The organism is Citrobacter sp. Ce104 (genome assembly GCF_030334595.1).
Classification (GTDB): Bacteria; Pseudomonadota; Gammaproteobacteria; order Enterobacterales; family Enterobacteriaceae; genus Citrobacter; species Citrobacter europaeus.
In genome coordinates this window covers 422,030-440,612 of sequence record NZ_JAOWDP010000064.1, presented here as the reverse complement: position 1 = coordinate 440,612, position 18,583 = coordinate 422,030, and the positions used below count along the sequence as shown (strand labels likewise).

Sequence of the window (18,583 nt, the reverse complement as noted above, 5' to 3'; positions counted from 1 at the left end):
ATGTTCGTTGCTGCAGGGCAATTTGCCGTGGGTCCTTCATGGGAGAAAAATGCAGAAACCTGTGCCTTACTGATGTCTCAGGCAGCAGGCGAGGGAGCATCGCTACTGGTATTACCGGAGGCATTGCTGGCGCGTGACGATTTTGACCCTGACATGTCAGTGAAATCAGCCCAACTGTTAGAAGGTGGGTTTCTGACGCGTTTGTTGCGAGAAAGTGCGCAAAATGAGATGACAACAATCCTGACCATTCATGTTCCCTCTGTGCCTGGTCGTGCCTATAACATGCTGGTGGCGTTACGGGCAGGGCAGGTTGTGGCCCATTACGCGAAATTACATCTCTATGACGCTTTTTCCATTCAAGAATCACGTAATGTGGATGCAGGGGACGCCATAGCGCCGCTGCTGGACGTAGACGGATTAAAAGTAGGGCTAATGACCTGCTATGACCTGCGCTTCCCCGAGCTGGCGCTGGCGCACGCGCTGCAGGGGGCTGAAATCCTCGTTTTACCCGCGGCCTGGGTGCGGGGATCGTTAAAAGAGCATCACTGGGCTACACTTTTGGCAGCAAGAGCGCTGGATGCCACGTGTTATCTGGTAGCGGCTGGAGAGTGCGGTAACAAGAATATTGGCCAAAGTCGGATTATCGATCCTTTAGGCGTGACCATTGCAGCAGCGGCAGAAACGCCCGCGCTAATCATAGCCGAGGTTTCCGGCGAGCGGGTGAGGCAGGTCAGGGCGCAACTTCCGGTATTAAGTAACCGACGCTTTGCGCCACCGCAATTATTATGACGTTTTTTTAAACAAGGCTTGATTCACCTTGTTACAGATTGCTATTGTGTGCGCGCGTCGAAAGGCCGTTAATATTCTCAGGTTAATATGGCGCTTTATGCAGCCTGGTTTAAGTCAAGAAGGTATCTATGGGTGAGATTAGTATTACCAAACTGCTGGTGGTTGCCGCACTGGTTGTTCTGCTGTTTGGTACCAAGAAGTTACGTACACTGGGTGGAGACCTGGGGACGGCAATCAAGGGCTTCAAGAAAGCGATGAACGACGATAATGCCGATGCCAAGAAAGAGGCTGATGGTAGCGTTCAGGCTGAGAAGCTTTCTCATAAAGAGTAATGTCAGGAGCATGAAGCTCATACTGCAAACTCTGAATGAAAAAAAACCGGCGATTTGCCGGTTTTTTTATTGCTGATATGTAAGTGATTATTACACGGTTACTTCACTTCCAGCCCTTTGGCCTGCATGTCAGCATGGTATGAAGAGCGAACGAATGGACCACACGCAGCATGGGTAAAGCCCATAGCCATAGCTTCTGCTTTCATCTCATCGAACTCATCCGGGCTTACATAGCGTTGCACCGGCAGGTGATGGCGGCTTGGCTGTAAATACTGCCCCAGCGTCAGCATGGTCACGCCATGGCTGCGCAGGTCGCGCATGACCTCAATGATTTCAGCATTGGTTTCGCCCAGACCCACCATCAGACCCGACTTGGTCGGAATCTCCGGGTGTGCTTCCTTGAAACGTTCCAGAAGCTTCAGCGACCAGTTATAGTCAGCCCCAGGGCGTACATTGCGATAAATACGCGGTACGTTTTCGAGGTTGTGGTTAAACACGTCCGGCGGTGTGGCGGTGAGGATATCCAGCGCGCGATCCATACGACCACGGAAGTCAGGCACCAGCGTTTCGATTTTAATCGACGGGCTTTTCTCACGAATAGCGGTGATGCAGTCAGCAAAGTGCTGGGCGCCGCCGTCACGCAGATCGTCGCGGTCAACGGAGGTAATGACCACATAGCGCAGCGCCATGTCCGCAATTGTCTGAGCCAGTTTTAACGGCTCGTTAGCATCAGGAGCAACCGGACGGCCATGGGCAACGTCGCAGAATGGGCAACGGCGGGTACAGATTGCGCCGAGGATCATAAAGGTTGCAGTGCCGTGATTGAAACATTCAGCCAGGTTAGGGCAGGAAGCTTCTTCGCAGACAGAGTGCAGGCCATTTTTGCGCATTGCCGCTTTGATGCCCTGGATGCGAGTGGAGTCCGCTGGCAGTTTTATTTTCATCCATTCCGGTTTACGCAGCAGGGCTTCACGCTCTGTTGCCACATTTTTTACCGGGATAAGAGCCATCTTATCGGCATCGCGGTATTTAACACCGCGTTCCATCACAATGGGTTTACTCATAGCTTGCGTGTTCCAGTTGCGAATTACGAAGGAAAGCGTTTCAATTCAAGGGAATGTTGCATTTATCAACTATTTTTGAATTAGTGATACGCAGTATATCATTGAAACGGGCCAGAAAGCAGCCTGACAGGCTGGCAAAATGTAAAATAGTTGTTGTTTTGTGCCATTTGCCACAACATATGCCGTGGCAAAGTATGAGCGTATTTTCAGTCCACGATGTACTCGTGCGGTGGGTTACCTAACAGCGTCAGAATGTTGGCCAGCAGGCGTGGGCGAATGCTCTCAGTCGTGGCGGCGCTATCCCACTGCGATACCTTCGCCATCTCCATTCCGGCATAGCCACAAGGATTGATACGCAGGAAAGGCGACAAGTCCATATCCACGTTAAGCGCTAAGCCGTGAAATGAACATCCTTTACGAATACGTAACCCCAAAGAGCAGATTTTCTTCTCACCAACGTAAACGCCAGGCGCATCGGCTCGCGGGTGAGCGTCAATGCCGATTTCCGCCAGGGTATTGACGACGGTTTGCTCTAACAGCGTAACCAGTTCGCGAACGCCAAGTTTACGACGCTTCAGGTTTAACAGCACATACATGACCTGCTGGCCCGGCCCGTGGTAGGTCACCTGGCCGCCACGATCGCTCTGGATCACCGGAATATCTCCGGGCATCAGTACGTGTTCTGCTTTACCTGCCTGACCCTGGGTAAAGACAGGATAATGCTCTACCAGCCAGATTTCATCATGGCTGTTTTCATCGCGGGTATCGGTAAATTCGTGCATGGCCAGAGAGACTGGCTCGTAAGGTTGAAGACCGAGCTGGCGGACCAGAATTTTATCCTGATACAAAACGGCATCTCCGTAAATACTCACACAGAGTAGGGAATGTTAAAGAGGGGAAAAGTATATCACAGGAGGGAGGGGTTACCCGAGCGGGGATGCAGCGGGTAACCGACAGGTTTTTACAGCACCATGCGTACGATATCGATGTTACCTAATTCTTCGTACAGCGTTTCAACCTGCTCAATGTGTGTAGCAGTGATGGTGATAGAGACCGAGTGGTAGTTGCCTTTGCTGCTCGGTTTTACCGTCGGAGAGTAATCACCTGGCGCATGGCGCTGTACCACTTCAACCACCTGATCAACCAGCTCAGGCAACGCCTGCCCCATTACTTTGTAAGTAAATGGAGTAGGGAATTCAAGCAGTTCGTTAAGTTTGGTTTTCATGTCAGCTCCGGCGTTACATCAAAAAATAATAACTCCCACAGTGCGTGGGAGTTATCAGGATACCTAGTATATGGGGACGTAAATCACACTTTCAAGTGTTCGATTTTTAGCCAAACCAGTGATGGAACATTAATTTAATGTAATCAATGATTTTCCCAAAGAAGTTACCTTCAGGGATTTCCTGCAGGACCACCAGCGGGCGCTGCTCAATGGTTTTGCCATCCAACTGGAAGTTGATAGTACCGACAACCTGATTTTTCTGCAGCGGTGCGTGCAGTTCAGTGGTGTTCAGCACATAGCTTGCTTTCAGATCTTTCATGCGACCGCGTGGAATGGTCAGATAGACGTCTTTATCAACACCTAACGACGCACGATCGGTGTTACCAAACCAGGCAGGTTCTGAGGCAAATTCTTTACCTACTTTCAGCGGGTTGACGGTTTCGAAGAAACGGAAGCCCCAGGTCAGCAGTTTTTTACTTTCGGTTTCGCGGCCTTTATAGGTGCGACCACCCATGACGGCGGAGATCAGACGCATCTGGCCTTCAGTTGCTGATGCAACGAGGTTATAGCCAGCCTTATCGGTGTGACCGGTTTTGATACCGTCGACATTCAGGCTGTTATCCCACAGCAGGCCGTTGCGGTTTAGCTGACGAATGCCGTTAAAGGTGAACTCTTTTTCTTTATAGATAGAGTATTCATTAGGCACGTCACGAATTAGCGCCTGACCAATCATCGCCATGTCGCGAGCCGAGCTGTACTGGCCGTCAGCATCAAGACCATGAACGGTCTGGAAGTGGGTGTTTTTCAGGCCCAGCGCATTCACATAGCTATTCATCAGTCCGACGAAAGCATCCTGGCTACCGGCGGCGAAGTCCGCCATCGCCACGCACGCGTCGTTTCCGGATTGCAGGTTAATGCCACGGATCAGCTGAGAAACAGGAACCTGCATGCCTGGCTTAAGGAACATCAGCGATGAACCTTTGAAGACCGGGTTGCCCGTAGCCCATGCGTCATTACCGACGGTAACCAGATCGGTTTCTTTGAATTTCCCGGCTTTCATCGCCTGGCCGATGACGTAGCTGGTCATCATTTTGGTCAGGCTGGCGGGATCGCGGCGAGTATCGGCGTTCTGTTCTGCGAGAACCTTACCTGAATTGTAATCAATCAGGATATACGACTCCGCATCGATCTGCGGAACGCCCGGGATCATGGTTTTAATATTCAGGTCATCGGCATGGGCAGCAGAGAGAGAGGCTGCGCAGAGAGCCGCGGTGAGCGCCATACGCTGCACGAAACGAGCGGAAAAAGTGGTCTTCATGGTCTGAACTACGACGTCCGTGATGAAATTAAAAAAAGTGCCCTACTATAGCAAATGCATAACTGGCAGGCATCTGACTTTCCGCGTGACTTTGTTAATGTCATTTACAGAAACTGACAGTTCAGATACCTGATTTACGTTATTACACGCCGGTGATGAAGGACTGTAATTGCGCCTCGGATTGAAGACGCTGCTGCAATGCGGAAGCTTCAGTTTTGCTGGCGAACGGCCCCATCTGGATACGCCAGACTGCGCCGTTTTGTACTACCCGGCCAGGGACGCCAAACTGCTGGCTTAAACGCTTTTGATACTGCTGTGCGCGCGACTGCTCGCTGACAGCGCCAACCTGCACCACGTAGCGTCCGTTAGCGGTTGCCGCTGGAGCAGGTGCTGCGACGGCTGCTGGTGTCGCTGCCGGCGCGGTTGACGATACCGGTGCGGTGGTAGTCGGTTGTGGCGCCGGGGTCGGCTCGCTGCCTTCCAGCACACCTGCTGCGAGCGTGGTCGGCGCACCGAGGAATCCACCGCTGTTGACTGGCGCGCCGGTTGGATCATCGCTTTTCAGCGTGGAATTGCTGATTGGACGAATATCACCTTGCGGCTGACCTGCATCCGATGGCGAAGGCATGCTTCCCATATTGCCGCCACCGCTTAAATCTGGACGTGCCGGCAGGGCATAAGTTTGTTTCGCGACCGTAGTACAAGCCATTCCCGGCCCCGACAAGGAACCATCCTGGGCGACGATGATCGGGTCGATACGTACTTTGGTGTTGTTGGAGGTGTTCAGACGATCGGCAGCGGCACGCGAAAGTGAAATCACGCGATCGTTGCCATAAGGGCCGCGATCGTTAATGCGTACGACGATCATCCTGCCGTTTGCCAGGTTGGTAATTCTGGCATAGCTTGGGACTGGCAACGTCGGATGCGCAGCGGTCAGTTGCATCGGGTCGAACGCTTCGCCAGACGCGGTTAAGTTGCTTCCGGGTTCCGCATCATAAATAGCGGCGAGCCCGGCCTGACTAAAGCGGGAGGGATCCTGGACGATTTTGTAGCTTTTACCATCACGCTGGTAGTCCTGATTCGCCGTTGGGTTCAGGGGTTCAAAGCGCGGATCGGCCCCGCTGATTTCAACAATCGGACCATTACACACCGCAGGCTGCGGCGCGACAGCAACCTGTTGCTGACCATCATCACTCGAACACGCCGCGAGCATTCCTGCTGCGATGCAGATACCAAGCCACTGCTTACGCATTGCGTACCCCTTACACGCTTTTCGACAACATTTTTCTATGGGTGTGGATCGACATAACAATCCCGAACCCGGCCATCAGCACGATAAGTGCCGAGCCTCCGTAACTGACCAGTGGGAGTGGAACCCCAACCACGGGCAGAATACCGCTCACCATACCAATATTTACGAAGACATAAACGAATAATATCAACATTAAGCCACCCGCCATGACGCGACCAAAGGTGGTTTGCGCGCGAGCAGCGATCCATAATCCGCGCATAATCAGCAAAATGTACAGCGTCAGTAGTATCAATATCCCCACCAGACCCAGTTCTTCCGCCAGGACTGCGAAGATAAAGTCCGTGTGGCGCTCCGGTAAAAACTCAAGCTGCGACTGCGTACCATGCAGCCAGCCCTTGCCGCGTAGCCCGCCAGAGCCAATAGCAATTTTAGACTGAATGATGTGATAGCCCGCGCCCAGCGGGTCGGTTTCCGGGTCGAGCAGCATCATGACGCGTTGACGCTGATAATCATGCATCAGGAAGAACCACAGTATCGGAATAAACGCTGCGACCAGAACCACCGCAACGCCGATTAAGCGCCAGCTCAAACCAGAAAGGAACAGGACAAACAGACCTGAAAGGGCAACCAGAATTGAGGTGCCGAGGTCAGGCTGGGCTGCGACCAGCAGCGTGGGCATAAAAATCAGCACCAGCGCAATGGCGGTATTTTTTAGCGATGGCGGGCAAACGTCTCGGTTAATAAAACGCGCGACCATCAGTGGCACGGCGATTTTGGCGATTTCTGAGGGCTGAAAACGCACAATACCTAAATCCAGCCAGCGCTGCGCGCCTTTGGAAATGGCGCCGAAGGCGTCTACCGCCACCAACAGAATAATGCAGAATATATAGAGATAGGGTGCCCACCCCTCATAAACCCGGGGCGGAATTTGCGCCATCACGACCATGATGACCAGACCCATTGCGATTTGGCCGACCTTGCGCTCCATCATGCCAATATCCTGGCCGCTGGCACTCCAGATGACCAGTGAGCTGTAGACCAGCAGAGCCAGCAAAATCAGTAACATGGTGGGATCGATGTGGATTTTGTCCCAGAATGTTTTTTTGTTCGGATTATCCGTCACGATTATTGGTCCTCCGCTGCTGCAACCGCGGGGTTTTCTGCAGGCAGATTGGTGTTGTTGTCGCCCAACATAATGTGGTCAAGGATCTGGCGCATAATAGTGCCCACCGCCGGACCCGCACCGCCGTTTTCAAGGATCATGGCGACAGCGACCTGGGGTTTATCATAAGGGGCGAAGGCCGTCATCAGCTTGTGGTCACGTAAACGCTCGGCGATCTTATGTGCGTTATAGGTTTCATTGGCTTTCAGGCCAAAGACCTGTGCGGTACCGGATTTCGCCGCAATTTTGTAAGGCGCGCCAGCAAAATACTTGTGCGCAGTCCCGTTAGGGCGGTTCGCGACACCATACATACCGTCTTTCGCGATTTCCCAATAACCGGAATGAATATCGCCAACGGGTGGTTCGTGCGGCTGTACCCACGGCACCTGCTTGCCGTCTTCTGCCGTACTCATCAGCAGATGCGGGACTTTTACCAAACCGTCGTTGATAAGGATCATCAGCGCTTTACTCATCTGGATAGGGGTTGCAGTCCAGTAACCCTGACCGATGCCGACCGGAATGGTATCACCCTGGTACCATGGTTTTTTAAACCGTTTTTGCTTCCACTCGCGGGTTGGCATATTGCCGGAACGTTCTTCGGCAAGATCGATACCCGTGTATTGGCCGTAGCCAAACTTGCTCATCCACTCTGAAAGCCGGTCTATCCCCATATCATAGGCGATTTGATAGAAAAACGTATCTGCGGACTCTTCCAGAGAACGGGTGATGTTCAGATGACCGTGCCCCCACTTTTTCCAGTCGCGGTAACGTTTCTCTGAGCCCGGTAGCTGCCACCAGCCCGGATCGAACAGGCCGGTGTTGCGGGTAATGACGCCTGCGCTTAACGCAGAAACAGCGACGTAAGGTTTTACCGTCGAAGCAGGGGGGTAAACGCCCTGCGTGGCGCGGTTAACTAATGGGGTATTCGGGTCATTGAGCAACCCGGAGTAATCTTTGCTGGAGATGCCATCCACAAACAGGTTCGGGTCGTAGCTCGGCATGGATACCAGCGCCAGAACGCCACCGGTACGCGGATCGGTAACCACCACGGCGGCACGACTGCCCGCCAGCAGCGTTTCAATGTACTGCTGGAGTTTCAAATCCAGAGTGAGATAGATATCGTGCCCGGCCTGCGGGGCCACTTCTTTCAGCTGGCGAATGACGCGGCCGCGGTTGTTCACTTCAACTTCTTCATAACCGGTCTGGCCGTGAAGGACGTCTTCGTAATAACGTTCAATACCCAGCTTGCCGATGTCGTGCGTCGCCGCGTAGTTAGCCAGCTTGCCGTCTTTGTCCAGGCGGTCCACGTCTTTATCGTTGATCTTCGATACGTAGCCAATCACGTGGGTTAGCGCAGAGCCGTAGGGGTAATAGCGACGTTTATAGCCTTTAACTTCGACGCCCGGAAAGCGATATTGATTAACGGCAAACCGTGCGACCTGAACTTCAGTCAGGTTGGTTTTTACCGGAATAGAGGTAAAACGGTGTGAACGGGCGCGCTCTTTTTTAAAGGCGGCAATATCATCGTCCGTCAGGTCTACGACGTTACGCAGCGCGTCGAGCGTATCCTGAATGTTGTCGACCTTTTCCGGCATCATTTCTATCTGGTAAATGGTGCGGTTAAGGGCGAGCGGAATGCCGTTGCGGTCATAAATGATGCCGCGACTTGGCGCGATAGGGACCAGTTTGATACGGTTTTCGTTCGAGCGAGTCTGATAATCAGTAAAGCGAACGATTTGCAGATTATAAAGGTTGGCGATCAGCACGCCGGTGAGCAGCAAAATCCCCAAAAAAGCGACCAGCGCCCGGCGCACAAACAGCGCGGACTCAGCCGAATAGTCGCGAAAAGAATTCTGTAGTTTCATCCGCTGCTTAATCTACTCAAGAATCAATGATCACTCACGGTGATAAGGATGGTTGGTGGTAATGCTCCACGCCCTGTACAGACTCTCCGCTACCAGAACCCGAACAAGAGGGTGAGGGAGGGTTAATGCAGAGAGTGACCAGCTTTGTTCCGCTGCCGCTTTACAGGCGGGAGAGAGCCCTTCTGGCCCGCCAATCAACAGGCTGACGTCGCGGCCGTCCAGTTTCCAGCGCTCCAGTTCGGTCGCCAGCTGCGGCGTATCCCAGGGTTTCCCGGGGATATCAAGGGTGACGATGCGGTTTTTGCCGGCTGCGGCCAGCATCTGCTCACCCTCTTTGTCGAGAATGCGTTTAATGTCCGCGTTCTTGCCGCGTTTTCCTGCCGGGATTTCGATCAGCTCAAAGGGCATATCTTTCGGAAACCGACGCAGATACTCGGTAAATCCGGTTTGCACCCAGTCAGGCATTTTCGTTCCCACAGCGACAAGTTGCAGCTTCACGCATTAACTCCAGAGTTTTTCCAGTTCATACAGGCGGCGACTCTCTTCCTGCATCACGTGGACAATCACATCGCCGAGGTCAACGACGATCCAGTCAGCGACATTCTCGCCTTCCACGCCGAGCGGCAGCAGGCCAGCAGTGCGGGACTCCTGAACAACGTGATCTGCGATAGACATAACGTGACGGCTGGATGTGCCGGTGCAGATAATCATGCAATCAGTGATGCTGGACTTGCCCTGAACGTCTAAGGCGATGATGTCTTGACCTTTCAGGTCATCAATTTTGTCGATTACAAAATCCTGGAGTGCTTTACCCTGCAAGTGTTCCCCCTGGGTGAAAAGAGTTAAAAACGTCTGTTAGTATACCTGAACCAGAGGCGATATCGGGACAAATGTCTCCGAAAGCGCTTGTGAAGTGCGCTATCATCCCATCCCACGCTACAGAATGCATCGCCATTTTTGTAAAACAATTTCTGCAAAGCTCTGAAGGGCGGGAAAAGTCAGGTTGCGGAGAATAACAGCCTGTCATGGGGTGTCAATGGGAGAGAGCCCCTTCGAGATAAAAAACAGCGCTTTCACTCCCCGTCGTGCCATACGGCACGGCTGTTGAGCACTTTCAGAACCGCAAAATCGTCACAAAAATCAATTGCGCTCCAGCAGCCTTGTTCGACGCGGAAATGCCACATTGCCGCTGCTGGCATGGATAGCAGACGGGCGATCAATACGCTCAGTACGCCCTGATGACTCACCACCAGCAGATTCTGGCAGGCTTTGTAATCAGCGAGTTGCGCAATGAAGCGTTCCACACGCAGGGAAAATGCCTGAAAACCTTCGCCATTTGTGGGCGTCGCATTCTGCCAGTCGTTACACCACACGGCGTAGTTTTCGGCGTCTTCGCGCGCCAGATCGCGATGATGGCGCATTTCCCAGTCACCAAAAAACATTTCATTGAGTTCAGGCATATTGCGCACCGCAACCTCGCGATCCCCTAAGACCAACTGTGTTGTATGGCGGGCGCGTTCCAGCTCGCTGCACAAAACGTTGTCGACAGGCACATTGCGTAACAGCCTACCCAGCGTTTGCGCCTGAGCGATCCCCCGTTCCGTTAGCGGTGTGGGGGCGTGGCCGCTGTATAAACCAGCGACATTGGCTTCGGTTTCTCCATGACGTACTAACCAGAGTCTCATGTCTTCCTCATCAGGCTATTCGCACAAAATATGATGTTTGCCCTGATTGCGCAGAGATTTTTCACTAAAATACCCTCTTTTACGTGGAGCGGCACGATGTCTTTATTTAAGAGCGCGCATGGTGGTAATACCCGAGAAGCCGCCGAATTGTTGGGCATCTCGCCTGAGCATTTGCTGGATTTTAGCGCGAATATTAACCCGTTGGGTATGCCGGCAAGTTTAAAACGCGCGATCATCGACAACCTGGACTGCGCGGAGCGTTACCCGGATGTCGATTACGCTAAACTGCATGCGGCGCTGGCGGAGCATCATCAGATTCCGGCCTCGTGGATCCTGGCTGGAAACGGCGAGACCGAGTCTATTTTTACCCTGGTGCATGGCCTGAAGCCACGCCACGCGATGATCGTGACGCCCGGGTTTGCGGAATATCGTCGGGCGCTGCAATGGGGAGACTGTACGATCCATGAGTTTGCGCTGCGCGAAGACGACGGCTGGCAGCTTACCGATGCGATCCTCGATGCGTTAACCTCAGAGCTGGACTGCCTGTTTCTCTGTACGCCCAACAATCCCACCGGGTTACTACCGGATAACCGCCTGCTACGTGAGATTGCCGCACGTTGTGAGCGGCTTGGGATCGCTCTGATCCTCGATGAAGCCTTTATCGATTTTATTGCCGGGGAGCCGGGGTTTATTCCGCTGCTGCGGGATAACCCACATATTTGGGTGCTGCGCTCTCTCACCAAGTTCTATGCGATACCGGGGCTGCGTCTGGGGTATCTGGTCAACAGTCACGAGCAGGCCGTTGCACAAATGCGCAGCCGACAAATGCCGTGGTCAATTAATGCGTTTGCTGCCCTGGCAGGCGAGATTATCTTACGCGATAGCGCATATCAGCAGGCAACGTGGAAGTGGCTGGAACAAGAGGGGGCGCGGTTTGATCAACAGTTGCAAGAATTGCCCGGCCTGACGACGTATCCCGGCCGGGCAAATTATCGTTTATTACGCTGCGATTGCGCGGATATTGATTTGCAACGCGCGTTGCTGGAACAACACGTCCTGATTCGCAGTTGTGCTAATTATCCGGGGCTGGATGCGCGCTATTATCGGGTAGCCGTTCGCAGCCTGGAAGAGAATAACCGCCTGTTGACGGCCTTACGCAAGGTGCTTAGCGGTACAATCCCTGCTGATTGATATAGTCAAGCACTGCGCCTGGCATCAGGTCGTCGCACGGCTCGCCTTTTTCCAGACGCTCACGGATGAGCGTGGCGGAGATGTTAAACCACGGCGTTTCGGCCAGGTAAATTTTTCCGCAAGGCAGGTTGTGCAGGTCATCTGCTGAATGGGTCAGATGATCCTCCAGCCATTGCTGGTGTTTTTCCTGCGCCATTTCGAGCGGATAGCCCGGACGTCGGCACACGATAAGATGGGTATTCCCCAGAATGGTGTGGTAGTCATGCCAGGAAGGGAAGGTAAGCAGTGAATCCTGACCAATGATAAACGCTAATGGCACGTTTGGGCCTTGCTCCTCGCGCCACTCTTTTAGCGTTTGTGCGGTGTAGGAAGCGGTATCGCGTTTCAGTTCGCGTTCATCCAGGGAAAATAGCGGCTTGTCAGCAATGGCCAGTTCAACCATACGCTTACGTTGCTCACCGGACGCTTCAGGTTGCGCACGATGCGGCGGGACGTTATTGGGCATGATGATGACCCGGGAAAGCCCAATCAGATTCGCCAGAATTTCAACCGGTTTAAGATGACCATAATGCACCGGATCAAAGGTGCCACCGAACAGAGCCTGCAATGATTTCATATCAACCATCAATAAAAACATCGGCCAGCGATTTATGACAGAGCAAAAGGGAAAGTCCCTCAAGTTCTGCCCACACTGACTGACCATAGTCTTGTTTAAGCGTAATTTCCGTACGCGTTAACAGCGTTACCGCCTGACGCAGTTGCGCCGGGTTCAGCCGGTTTAGCGCATCGCCCATCATACCCCGGCGATTCTGCCACACCCGGTGTTTATCAAACAACGAGCGCAAGGGCGTATGGGCCGACTGCCGTTTTAAGTTAACCAGCAACAACAACTCTCGCTGTATCGTACGCAACAAAATAACCGGCTCACTGCCTTCCAGGCGTAGCTGCTGCAGAATGTGCAGCGCGCGTTTGCTTTTGCCCATCAGCAGCGCGTCCACCCAGTGGAACGGGGTAAAGTGCGCGGCATCATTAACGGCTTTCTCCACGCGAGGCAGCGTTAGCTTGCCATCTGGCCAAAGCAGCGCTAGCCGTTCCAGCGCTTGCGCCAGTGCTAGCAGATTACCTTCATAGCAATAGCACAACAGCTGATTGGCTGCGTCATCCAGTTGCAGATTGTTAAGCTTTGCTCTGGCGGCGACCCAGCGGGGGAGCTGTGCTTGCTCCGGCGTCTGGCAGCTAACCTGAACCGCGTTTTTCGCCAGCCCGGTATACCATGCGCCGTTTTCCTGCGCCCTGGTGAGTTTGTTGCCGCGAACAATCAACAGCAGATCGTCATGTAGCAAAGTGACGAGTGAAGCGAGCTGTTCGTTAATGGCGGCATTCGGGCCATTTTCTGGCAATTGCAAAAGCAGGGTTTGACGACTGGCAAACAGGCTCATCGCCTGGCAGAGTGAAAAAATCTCTCCCCAGTCGGTGCTGTTGTCCAGAGTGAAGGCATGGTGTTCTTCGAATCCTTGCGTTGCTGCAGCCTGACGGATGGCGTCCTGGCTTTCCTGCAATAAGAGAGGATCGTTACCTAAGAGTAAATACGCCGCGCGCAGCCCTTCATCGAGCTGTGCGCGGAGTTGTTCAGGGTACAACTTGAGCATCAGTTACCCAGCGTGGTGGAAACACGCGCCGGAGATGACGCAGGCGTCGCGGCTTTATTCACCGCAGGCTCAGCATCAGCATTGGATGACTGAGTATCGGCCAGATGTACGCTCGGCAGCTTACGAATCAACTGCTCAGCCGCTTTGTCATACATCTCTTTGATAATCATGTCCTGCTCGTTATCCTTCGCCAGTGCAGCCTGTGGGTTGTCAAAGAACGAACGATAAACTTTGGCGCTGATTGGATAAATATCATGACCTGGGATCAGCACGGTTGCGCTTACGGACATCACCATCTGGTATTCAGCCGTTTGACCGTTCTGGAATACCGATGCCGTATCCTGCGAAATGCTGACCGCGCCAAGGCGTAAGGACGTCACATCTTTACGCATTGTACCGTCTTCAAGCAGCGTAACGCCGTTCAGACGTAGCTGATTACGAACCGCGCGGCTTAACGGGCCGTTCGGATCGCCAGTGTTCAGGATCATGGTTTTCATTGAGGGTGGAACCTGCGTAGTACTACGCAGATGCCAGCCGCACCCGGCGGTGACAAGCACCGCCAGAGATAACAACAATGTTGTCAGAAGTCGCACGCTTCCTCCCGCGCTTAGCCAACGACCAGATTGAGGAGTTTACCCGGTACATAAATCACTTTACGTACGGTAACACCATCAAGATATTTTGCTACCAGATGCTCCTGGCCAGCACGCTCACGAACCTGCTCTTCAGTGGCGTTTACCGGAACGGTGATTTTTCCACGTACTTTACCGTTTACCTGGACCACAACCAGCGTTGAGTCTTCAACCATTGCCGCTTCGTCCGCCACCGGCCACGGCGCGTTGTCGATATCGCCTTCGCCTTTCAGCGCCTGCCACAGGGTGAAGCAAACGTGCGGGGTGAACGGGTTGAGCATGCGTACAACAGCCAGCAAGGCTTCCTGCATCAGGGCTCTGTCTTGTTCGTCTTCCTGCGGTGCTTTCGCCAGCTTGTTCATCAGCTCCATAATCGCCGCAATCGCGGTGTTAAAGGTCTGACGACGACCGATATCATCGGTGACTTTAGCAATAGTTTTGTGCACGTCGCGACGCAGCGCTTTTTGATCTTCGCTCAGCGCATCGGCGTTCAGGGCTGCAACATCCCCCTGAGAAGTATGTTCGTAAACCAGTTTCCAGACACGTTTCAGGAAGCGGTTTGCCCCTTCAACGCCGGATTCCTGCCATTCGAGCGTCATATCAGCCGGAGAAGCGAACATCATGAACAGACGAACGGTGTCAGCACCGTAGCGTTCAACCATAACCTGCGGGTCGATACCGTTATTTTTCGACTTGGACATTTTGCTCATGCCGGTATACACCAGCTCATGGCCTTCTGCGTCCTTCGCCTTAACGATACGACCTTTTTCGTCACGCTCAACGATGGCATCAACCGGAGAAACCCAGTTACGTTCACCGTTTGCGCCAACGTAGTAGAACGCGTCAGCCAGCACCATCCCCTGACACAGCAGCTGTTTAGCTGGTTCATCAGAGTTGACCATGCCTGCATCGCGCATCAGTTTGTGGAAGAAGCGGAAGTAGAGCAGGTGCATGATGGCGTGTTCAATACCGCCAATGTAGATATCAACCGGCAGCCAGTAGTTAGCGGCGTCGGAATCCAGCATGCCTTCCTGATACTGCGGGCAGGTGTAGCGCGCGTAGTACCAGGACGACTCCATAAAGGTATCGAAGGTATCGGTTTCACGCAGGGCAGGCATACCGTTAACGGTGGTTTTCGCCCACTCCGGATCGGCTTTGATTGGGCTGGTAATGCCGTCCATAACCACGTCTTCCGGCAGAATAACCGGCAACTGGTCTTCTGGCGTAGGCAGTACGGTACCGTCTTCCAGCGTCACCATCGGAATCGGCGCACCCCAGTAACGTTGACGGGAAACACCCCAGTCACGCAGACGGTAGTTAACTTTACGCTCACCCACGCCTTTGGCTACCAGCTTGTCAGCAATGGCGTTGAAGGCCGCTTCGAAGTCGAGGCCGTCAAACTCACCGGAGTTAAACAGCACGCCTTTTTCGGTCAGCGCCTGTTCTGACAGGTCCGGCTCTGCGCCTTCAGCGGTCAGAATTACCGGCTTGATGGTCAGGCCATATTTGGTGGCAAATTCGTAATCGCGCTGATCGTGGCCCGGAACGGCCATGACTGCGCCCGTACCGTATTCCATCAGGACGAAGTTTGCTGCCCAAACGGGGATCTCTTCGCCAGTCAGCGGGTGAACGGCTTTAAAGCCAGTATCGACGCCTTTTTTCTCCATGGTCGCCATTTCAGCTTCTGCAACCTTGGTGTTGCGGCATTCGTCAATGAAGGCGGCCAGTTCAGGATTATTTGCAGCGGCTTTCTGCGCCAGCGGATGACCTGCGGCAACGGCCAGGTAGGTCGCACCCATAAAGGTGTCCGGGCGGGTGGTGTAAACGGTCAGCGTATTCTCATAACCATTCACATCAAAGGTGATTTCCACGCCTTCAGAACGGCCAATCCAGTTGCGCTGCATGGTCTTAACGGTGTCAGGCCAGTGGTCCAGGTTATCCAGATCGCGCAGCAGTTCGTCAGCGTAGGCGGTGATTTTAATGAACCACTGTGGGATCTCTTTACGCTCAACTTTGGTATCGCAACGCCAGCAGCAGCCGTCGATAACCTGTTCGTTCGCCAGAACGGTCTGGTCGTTCGGGCACCAGTTGACCGCAGAGGTTTTCTTGTACACCAGGCCTTTTTTGTACAGCTCGGTGAAGAACTTCTGTTCCCAGCGGTAGTATTCCGGGGTGCAGGTCGCCAGCTCACGGCTCCAGTCATAACCGAAACCCAGCATTTTGAGCTGGTTTTTCATGTAAGCGATGTTGTCGTACGTCCACGGTGCCGGCGCGGTGTTATTTTTAACCGCAGCGCCTTCCGCAGGCAGGCCGAACGCATCCCAGCCAATTGGCTGCAGTACGTTTTTGCCCAGCATACGCTGGTAGCGGGCGATCACGTCACCGATGGTGTAGTTACGTACGTGGCCCATGTGTAGTCGACCAGAAGGATAGGGAAGCATAGACAGGCAGTAATACTTCTCTTTGCTCTCGTCTTCGGTAACTTCAAATGTGCGCTTCTCATCCCAGTGAAGCTGTACTTTGGATTCTATCTCTTCCGGGCGGTATTGCTCTTGCATGGCAGCCAGTGGTCCTGTTTTCAATACAGCTACAAACGTAGCTCTAGATGTGGTGTTTCAGATCCGCATAGCATAGCCCAAACGCCCGCGCCAAAACAGCCTTTCGCGCATTCAGCGTTGAATTCCCGCAAGGATAATTCTTGCACGAATTTACACACTCTGTGGACAGTCTTGCAAAGCGTAGCGTAAATAACGTCTATTATTATAGACAGTTAACGACCCAGGAGGCGAAGCGATGAACAAGGTTGCTCAATATTACCGTGAACTGGTGGCTTCACTGAGCGAACGTCTGCGTAATGGCGAACGCGATATCGATGCGTTGGTGGAGCAGGCGCGTCAACGAGTTATGCAGACCGGGGAGTTAACGCGAACCGAGGTGGAGGAGGTCACCCGGGCCGTCAGACGTGACCTGGAAGAGTTTGCTCTGAGCTATGAAGAAAGCCTCGATGAGGAGACAGACAGCGTCTTTATGCGGGTTATCAAAGAGAGTATCTGGCAGGAACTGGCCGATATTACCGATAAAACGCAGCTCGAATGGCGCGAAGTGTTCCAGGATCTCAGTCATCACGGGGTTTATCACAGCGGCGAGGTGGTCGGATTAGGTAATCTGGTCTGCGAGAAATGCCACTTCCATTTGGCGGTTTACACCCCGGATGTGCTGCCGTTATGTCCGAAATGCGGACACGATCAGTTCCAGCGCCGACCGTTTGAGCCGTAATCGCTTATTGCCGGATGGCGACGCAAAGCGTCTTATCCGGCCTACAAATTGCACGATTTTGTAGGCTGGATCAGCGTTAGCGCCATCCGGCGTGTATTAGGCGTAAAACTTCAACCGTTCTGCCAGCAAATCGACAAACCCCTGGCGATCAACATCCACCATCACGGTGGCGTTTGGCTTATTGCCGCTCAGGAAGTAGTAGTCCACCACGGTCATTCCCTGGGTATATTTACCCTGAGTCTCCACGCCAACCCAACGATCAACGGTGGTAAACAGTTCTGGTTTCAGCAGCCAGGCAATGGTGCATGGGTCATGCAGCGGTGCGCCGATGAATCCCCACTTTTCATCTTTGTGATATTCAAAGAAGAAGTCGAGTAGTTCTGCAACAATCGTCGAAATGGGATTGCCGATCGCGCGGAATCGTTCGGTATCTTCGCGATGTATTTGCGCTTTATGCGTGACGTCCAGACCAGCCATCACCACTGGAATGCCAGATTGGAATACGATTTCAGCGGCTTCAGGATCCACGAAAATATTGAACTCGGCGGCAGGGGTCCAGTTTCCGAGGCCCATTGCACCGCCCATAATCACGATACGGGCGATTTTGGCGTGCAGCTCAGGATGGCTATTCAGAAGCAATGCTACGTTAGTTTGCGGCCCGGTGGAGACAATGGTCACCGGTTCCGGGCTGTCCCGCAGGGTTTTTGCCATCAGTTCCACGGCGGTACAGTCAAGTGGCGCAAAAGCGGGTTCCGGCAGCGCGGGGCCATCCAGCCCACTCTCACCGTGGACGTTATCGGCAATAATCAGATCGCGCATCAGTGGTTTCACTGCGCCACCGGCCACTGGGATATCCGTACGGTTGAGTAATGTTAACATGCGTAATACGTTACGCAGCGTTTTGTCGGGCGTCTGGTTACCGGCAGATGAGGTTATCGCTTTCACATCCAGTTCAGGTGAGGCGAGGGCGAGAACAATTGCGATAGCGTCGTCATGACCTGGATCGCAATCAAACAGGATAGGAAGTGCCATTGTTGCTCCTTGTAAGTGGGACTTTGTGACAAGGTTAACGCTGGGCTGTACCTGTTTCGAGAAGTGAAGAGATAAATCGTGAGGTGGCGCGCACATGGAGGTGCGCGCCAG

19 protein-coding genes are annotated in these 18,583 nt (G+C 53.3%); 4 read left to right on the top strand and 15 right to left on the bottom strand.

Annotation, left to right across the window (positions count from 1 at the left end):
* Both OGW16_RS12790 and tatE read left to right on the top strand, forming a co-directional pair.
* Complete coding sequence (locus tag OGW16_RS12790) at positions 1 to 789, top strand: deaminated glutathione amidase (protein ID WP_043015567.1); 789 nt, start codon at positions 1 to 3, stop codon at positions 787 to 789.
* Positions 790 to 917: 128 nt separating this feature from the next.
* Positions 918 to 1,121, top strand: a complete 204-nt coding sequence (tatE, locus tag OGW16_RS12785) for a twin-arginine translocase subunit TatE (RefSeq protein ID WP_016152230.1) — start codon at positions 918 to 920, stop codon at positions 1,119 to 1,121.
* Between the two features lie 98 nt (positions 1,122 to 1,219).
* On the opposite strand, the gene lipA is transcribed toward tatE, so the two are convergent.
* The 10 genes from lipA to OGW16_RS12735 form a co-directional block, all read right to left on the bottom strand.
* The gene (gene lipA / locus OGW16_RS12780; protein ID WP_003022702.1) at positions 1,220 to 2,185 is read right to left on the bottom strand and encodes a lipoyl synthase; all 966 of its coding nucleotides are present in this window, start codon (positions 2,183 to 2,185) and stop codon (positions 1,220 to 1,222) included.
* Positions 2,186 to 2,391: 206 nt separating this feature from the next.
* Positions 2,392 to 3,033, bottom strand: coding sequence for a lipoyl(octanoyl) transferase LipB (gene lipB / locus OGW16_RS12775; protein WP_080625562.1), 642 nt, complete (start codon positions 3,031 to 3,033; stop codon positions 2,392 to 2,394).
* A gap of 113 nt (positions 3,034 to 3,146) precedes the next feature.
* The gene (gene ybeD, locus OGW16_RS12770; protein ID WP_003022706.1) at positions 3,147 to 3,410 is read right to left on the bottom strand and encodes a DUF493 family protein YbeD; all 264 of its coding nucleotides are present in this window, start codon (positions 3,408 to 3,410) and stop codon (positions 3,147 to 3,149) included.
* A gap of 106 nt (positions 3,411 to 3,516) precedes the next feature.
* Complete coding sequence (gene dacA, locus OGW16_RS12765) at positions 3,517 to 4,728, bottom strand: D-alanyl-D-alanine carboxypeptidase DacA (protein WP_003022711.1); 1,212 nt, start codon at positions 4,726 to 4,728, stop codon at positions 3,517 to 3,519.
* A 142-nt stretch (positions 4,729 to 4,870) separates the two neighbouring features.
* Complete coding sequence (rlpA, locus tag OGW16_RS12760) at positions 4,871 to 5,980, bottom strand: endolytic peptidoglycan transglycosylase RlpA (protein ID WP_043015569.1); 1,110 nt, start codon at positions 5,978 to 5,980, stop codon at positions 4,871 to 4,873.
* Positions 5,981 to 5,990: 10 nt separating this feature from the next.
* Positions 5,991 to 7,103 carry a peptidoglycan glycosyltransferase MrdB gene (mrdB, locus tag OGW16_RS12755; protein WP_006685529.1) on the bottom strand — a complete coding sequence of 371 codons (1,113 nt, stop codon included), beginning with the start codon at positions 7,101 to 7,103 and terminating at the stop codon, positions 5,991 to 5,993.
* Positions 7,104 to 7,105: 2 nt separating this feature from the next.
* Positions 7,106 to 9,007, bottom strand: coding sequence for a peptidoglycan DD-transpeptidase MrdA (gene mrdA, locus OGW16_RS12750; RefSeq protein ID WP_043015570.1), 1,902 nt, complete (start codon positions 9,005 to 9,007; stop codon positions 7,106 to 7,108).
* Positions 9,008 to 9,037: 30 nt separating this feature from the next.
* Complete coding sequence (gene rlmH / locus OGW16_RS12745; protein ID WP_003022725.1) at positions 9,038 to 9,505, bottom strand: 23S rRNA (pseudouridine(1915)-N(3))-methyltransferase RlmH; 468 nt, start codon at positions 9,503 to 9,505, stop codon at positions 9,038 to 9,040.
* 3 nt (positions 9,506 to 9,508) lie between these two features.
* Positions 9,509 to 9,826, bottom strand: a complete 318-nt coding sequence (rsfS, locus tag OGW16_RS12740; protein ID WP_003022728.1) for a ribosome silencing factor — start codon at positions 9,824 to 9,826, stop codon at positions 9,509 to 9,511.
* 254 nt (positions 9,827 to 10,080) lie between these two features.
* Positions 10,081 to 10,692: an adenosylcobalamin/alpha-ribazole phosphatase gene (locus OGW16_RS12735; RefSeq protein WP_047412698.1), complete on the bottom strand. Its 612-nt coding sequence runs from the start codon at positions 10,690 to 10,692 to the stop codon at positions 10,081 to 10,083.
* Positions 10,693 to 10,788: 96 nt separating this feature from the next.
* Between OGW16_RS12735 and cobD the strand changes: the two genes are divergently transcribed.
* A complete protein-coding gene (gene cobD, locus OGW16_RS12730; protein WP_047412695.1) occupies positions 10,789 to 11,883 on the top strand; it encodes a threonine-phosphate decarboxylase CobD in 1,095 nt (364 codons plus the stop codon).
* On the opposite strand, the gene nadD is transcribed toward cobD, so the two are convergent.
* The 4 genes from nadD to leuS are packed head-to-tail and all read right to left on the bottom strand — an operon-like array spanning position 11,858 to position 16,722.
* The gene (gene nadD, locus OGW16_RS12725) at positions 11,858 to 12,499 is read right to left on the bottom strand and encodes a nicotinate-nucleotide adenylyltransferase (protein ID WP_087051702.1); all 642 of its coding nucleotides are present in this window, start codon (positions 12,497 to 12,499) and stop codon (positions 11,858 to 11,860) included. The two genes, cobD and nadD, sit on opposite strands and share 26 nt — an antisense overlap.
* A 1-nt stretch (position 12,500) precedes the next feature.
* On the bottom strand, positions 12,501 to 13,532 hold the full coding sequence (gene holA / locus OGW16_RS12720) for a DNA polymerase III subunit delta (protein WP_043015573.1): 1,032 nt from the start codon (positions 13,530 to 13,532) through the stop codon (positions 12,501 to 12,503).
* A complete protein-coding gene (gene lptE / locus OGW16_RS12715; protein WP_047412692.1) occupies positions 13,532 to 14,125 on the bottom strand; it encodes an LPS assembly lipoprotein LptE in 594 nt (197 codons plus the stop codon). The genes holA and lptE overlap by 1 nt, the downstream gene beginning before the upstream one ends.
* A gap of 14 nt (positions 14,126 to 14,139) precedes the next feature.
* A complete protein-coding gene (gene leuS / locus OGW16_RS12710; protein ID WP_087051570.1) occupies positions 14,140 to 16,722 on the bottom strand; it encodes a leucine--tRNA ligase in 2,583 nt (860 codons plus the stop codon).
* A gap of 235 nt (positions 16,723 to 16,957) precedes the next feature.
* Between leuS and OGW16_RS12705 the strand changes: the two genes are divergently transcribed.
* Complete coding sequence (locus tag OGW16_RS12705; RefSeq protein WP_006685521.1) at positions 16,958 to 17,440, top strand: zinc ribbon-containing protein; 483 nt, start codon at positions 16,958 to 16,960, stop codon at positions 17,438 to 17,440.
* Between the two features lie 96 nt (positions 17,441 to 17,536).
* On the opposite strand, the gene rihA is transcribed toward OGW16_RS12705, so the two are convergent.
* Entirely contained in the window at positions 17,537 to 18,472 is a 936-nt protein-coding gene (rihA, locus tag OGW16_RS12700) for a pyrimidine-specific ribonucleoside hydrolase RihA (protein WP_075144998.1), read from the bottom strand.
* Between the last annotated feature and the right edge of the window lie 111 nt (positions 18,473 to 18,583).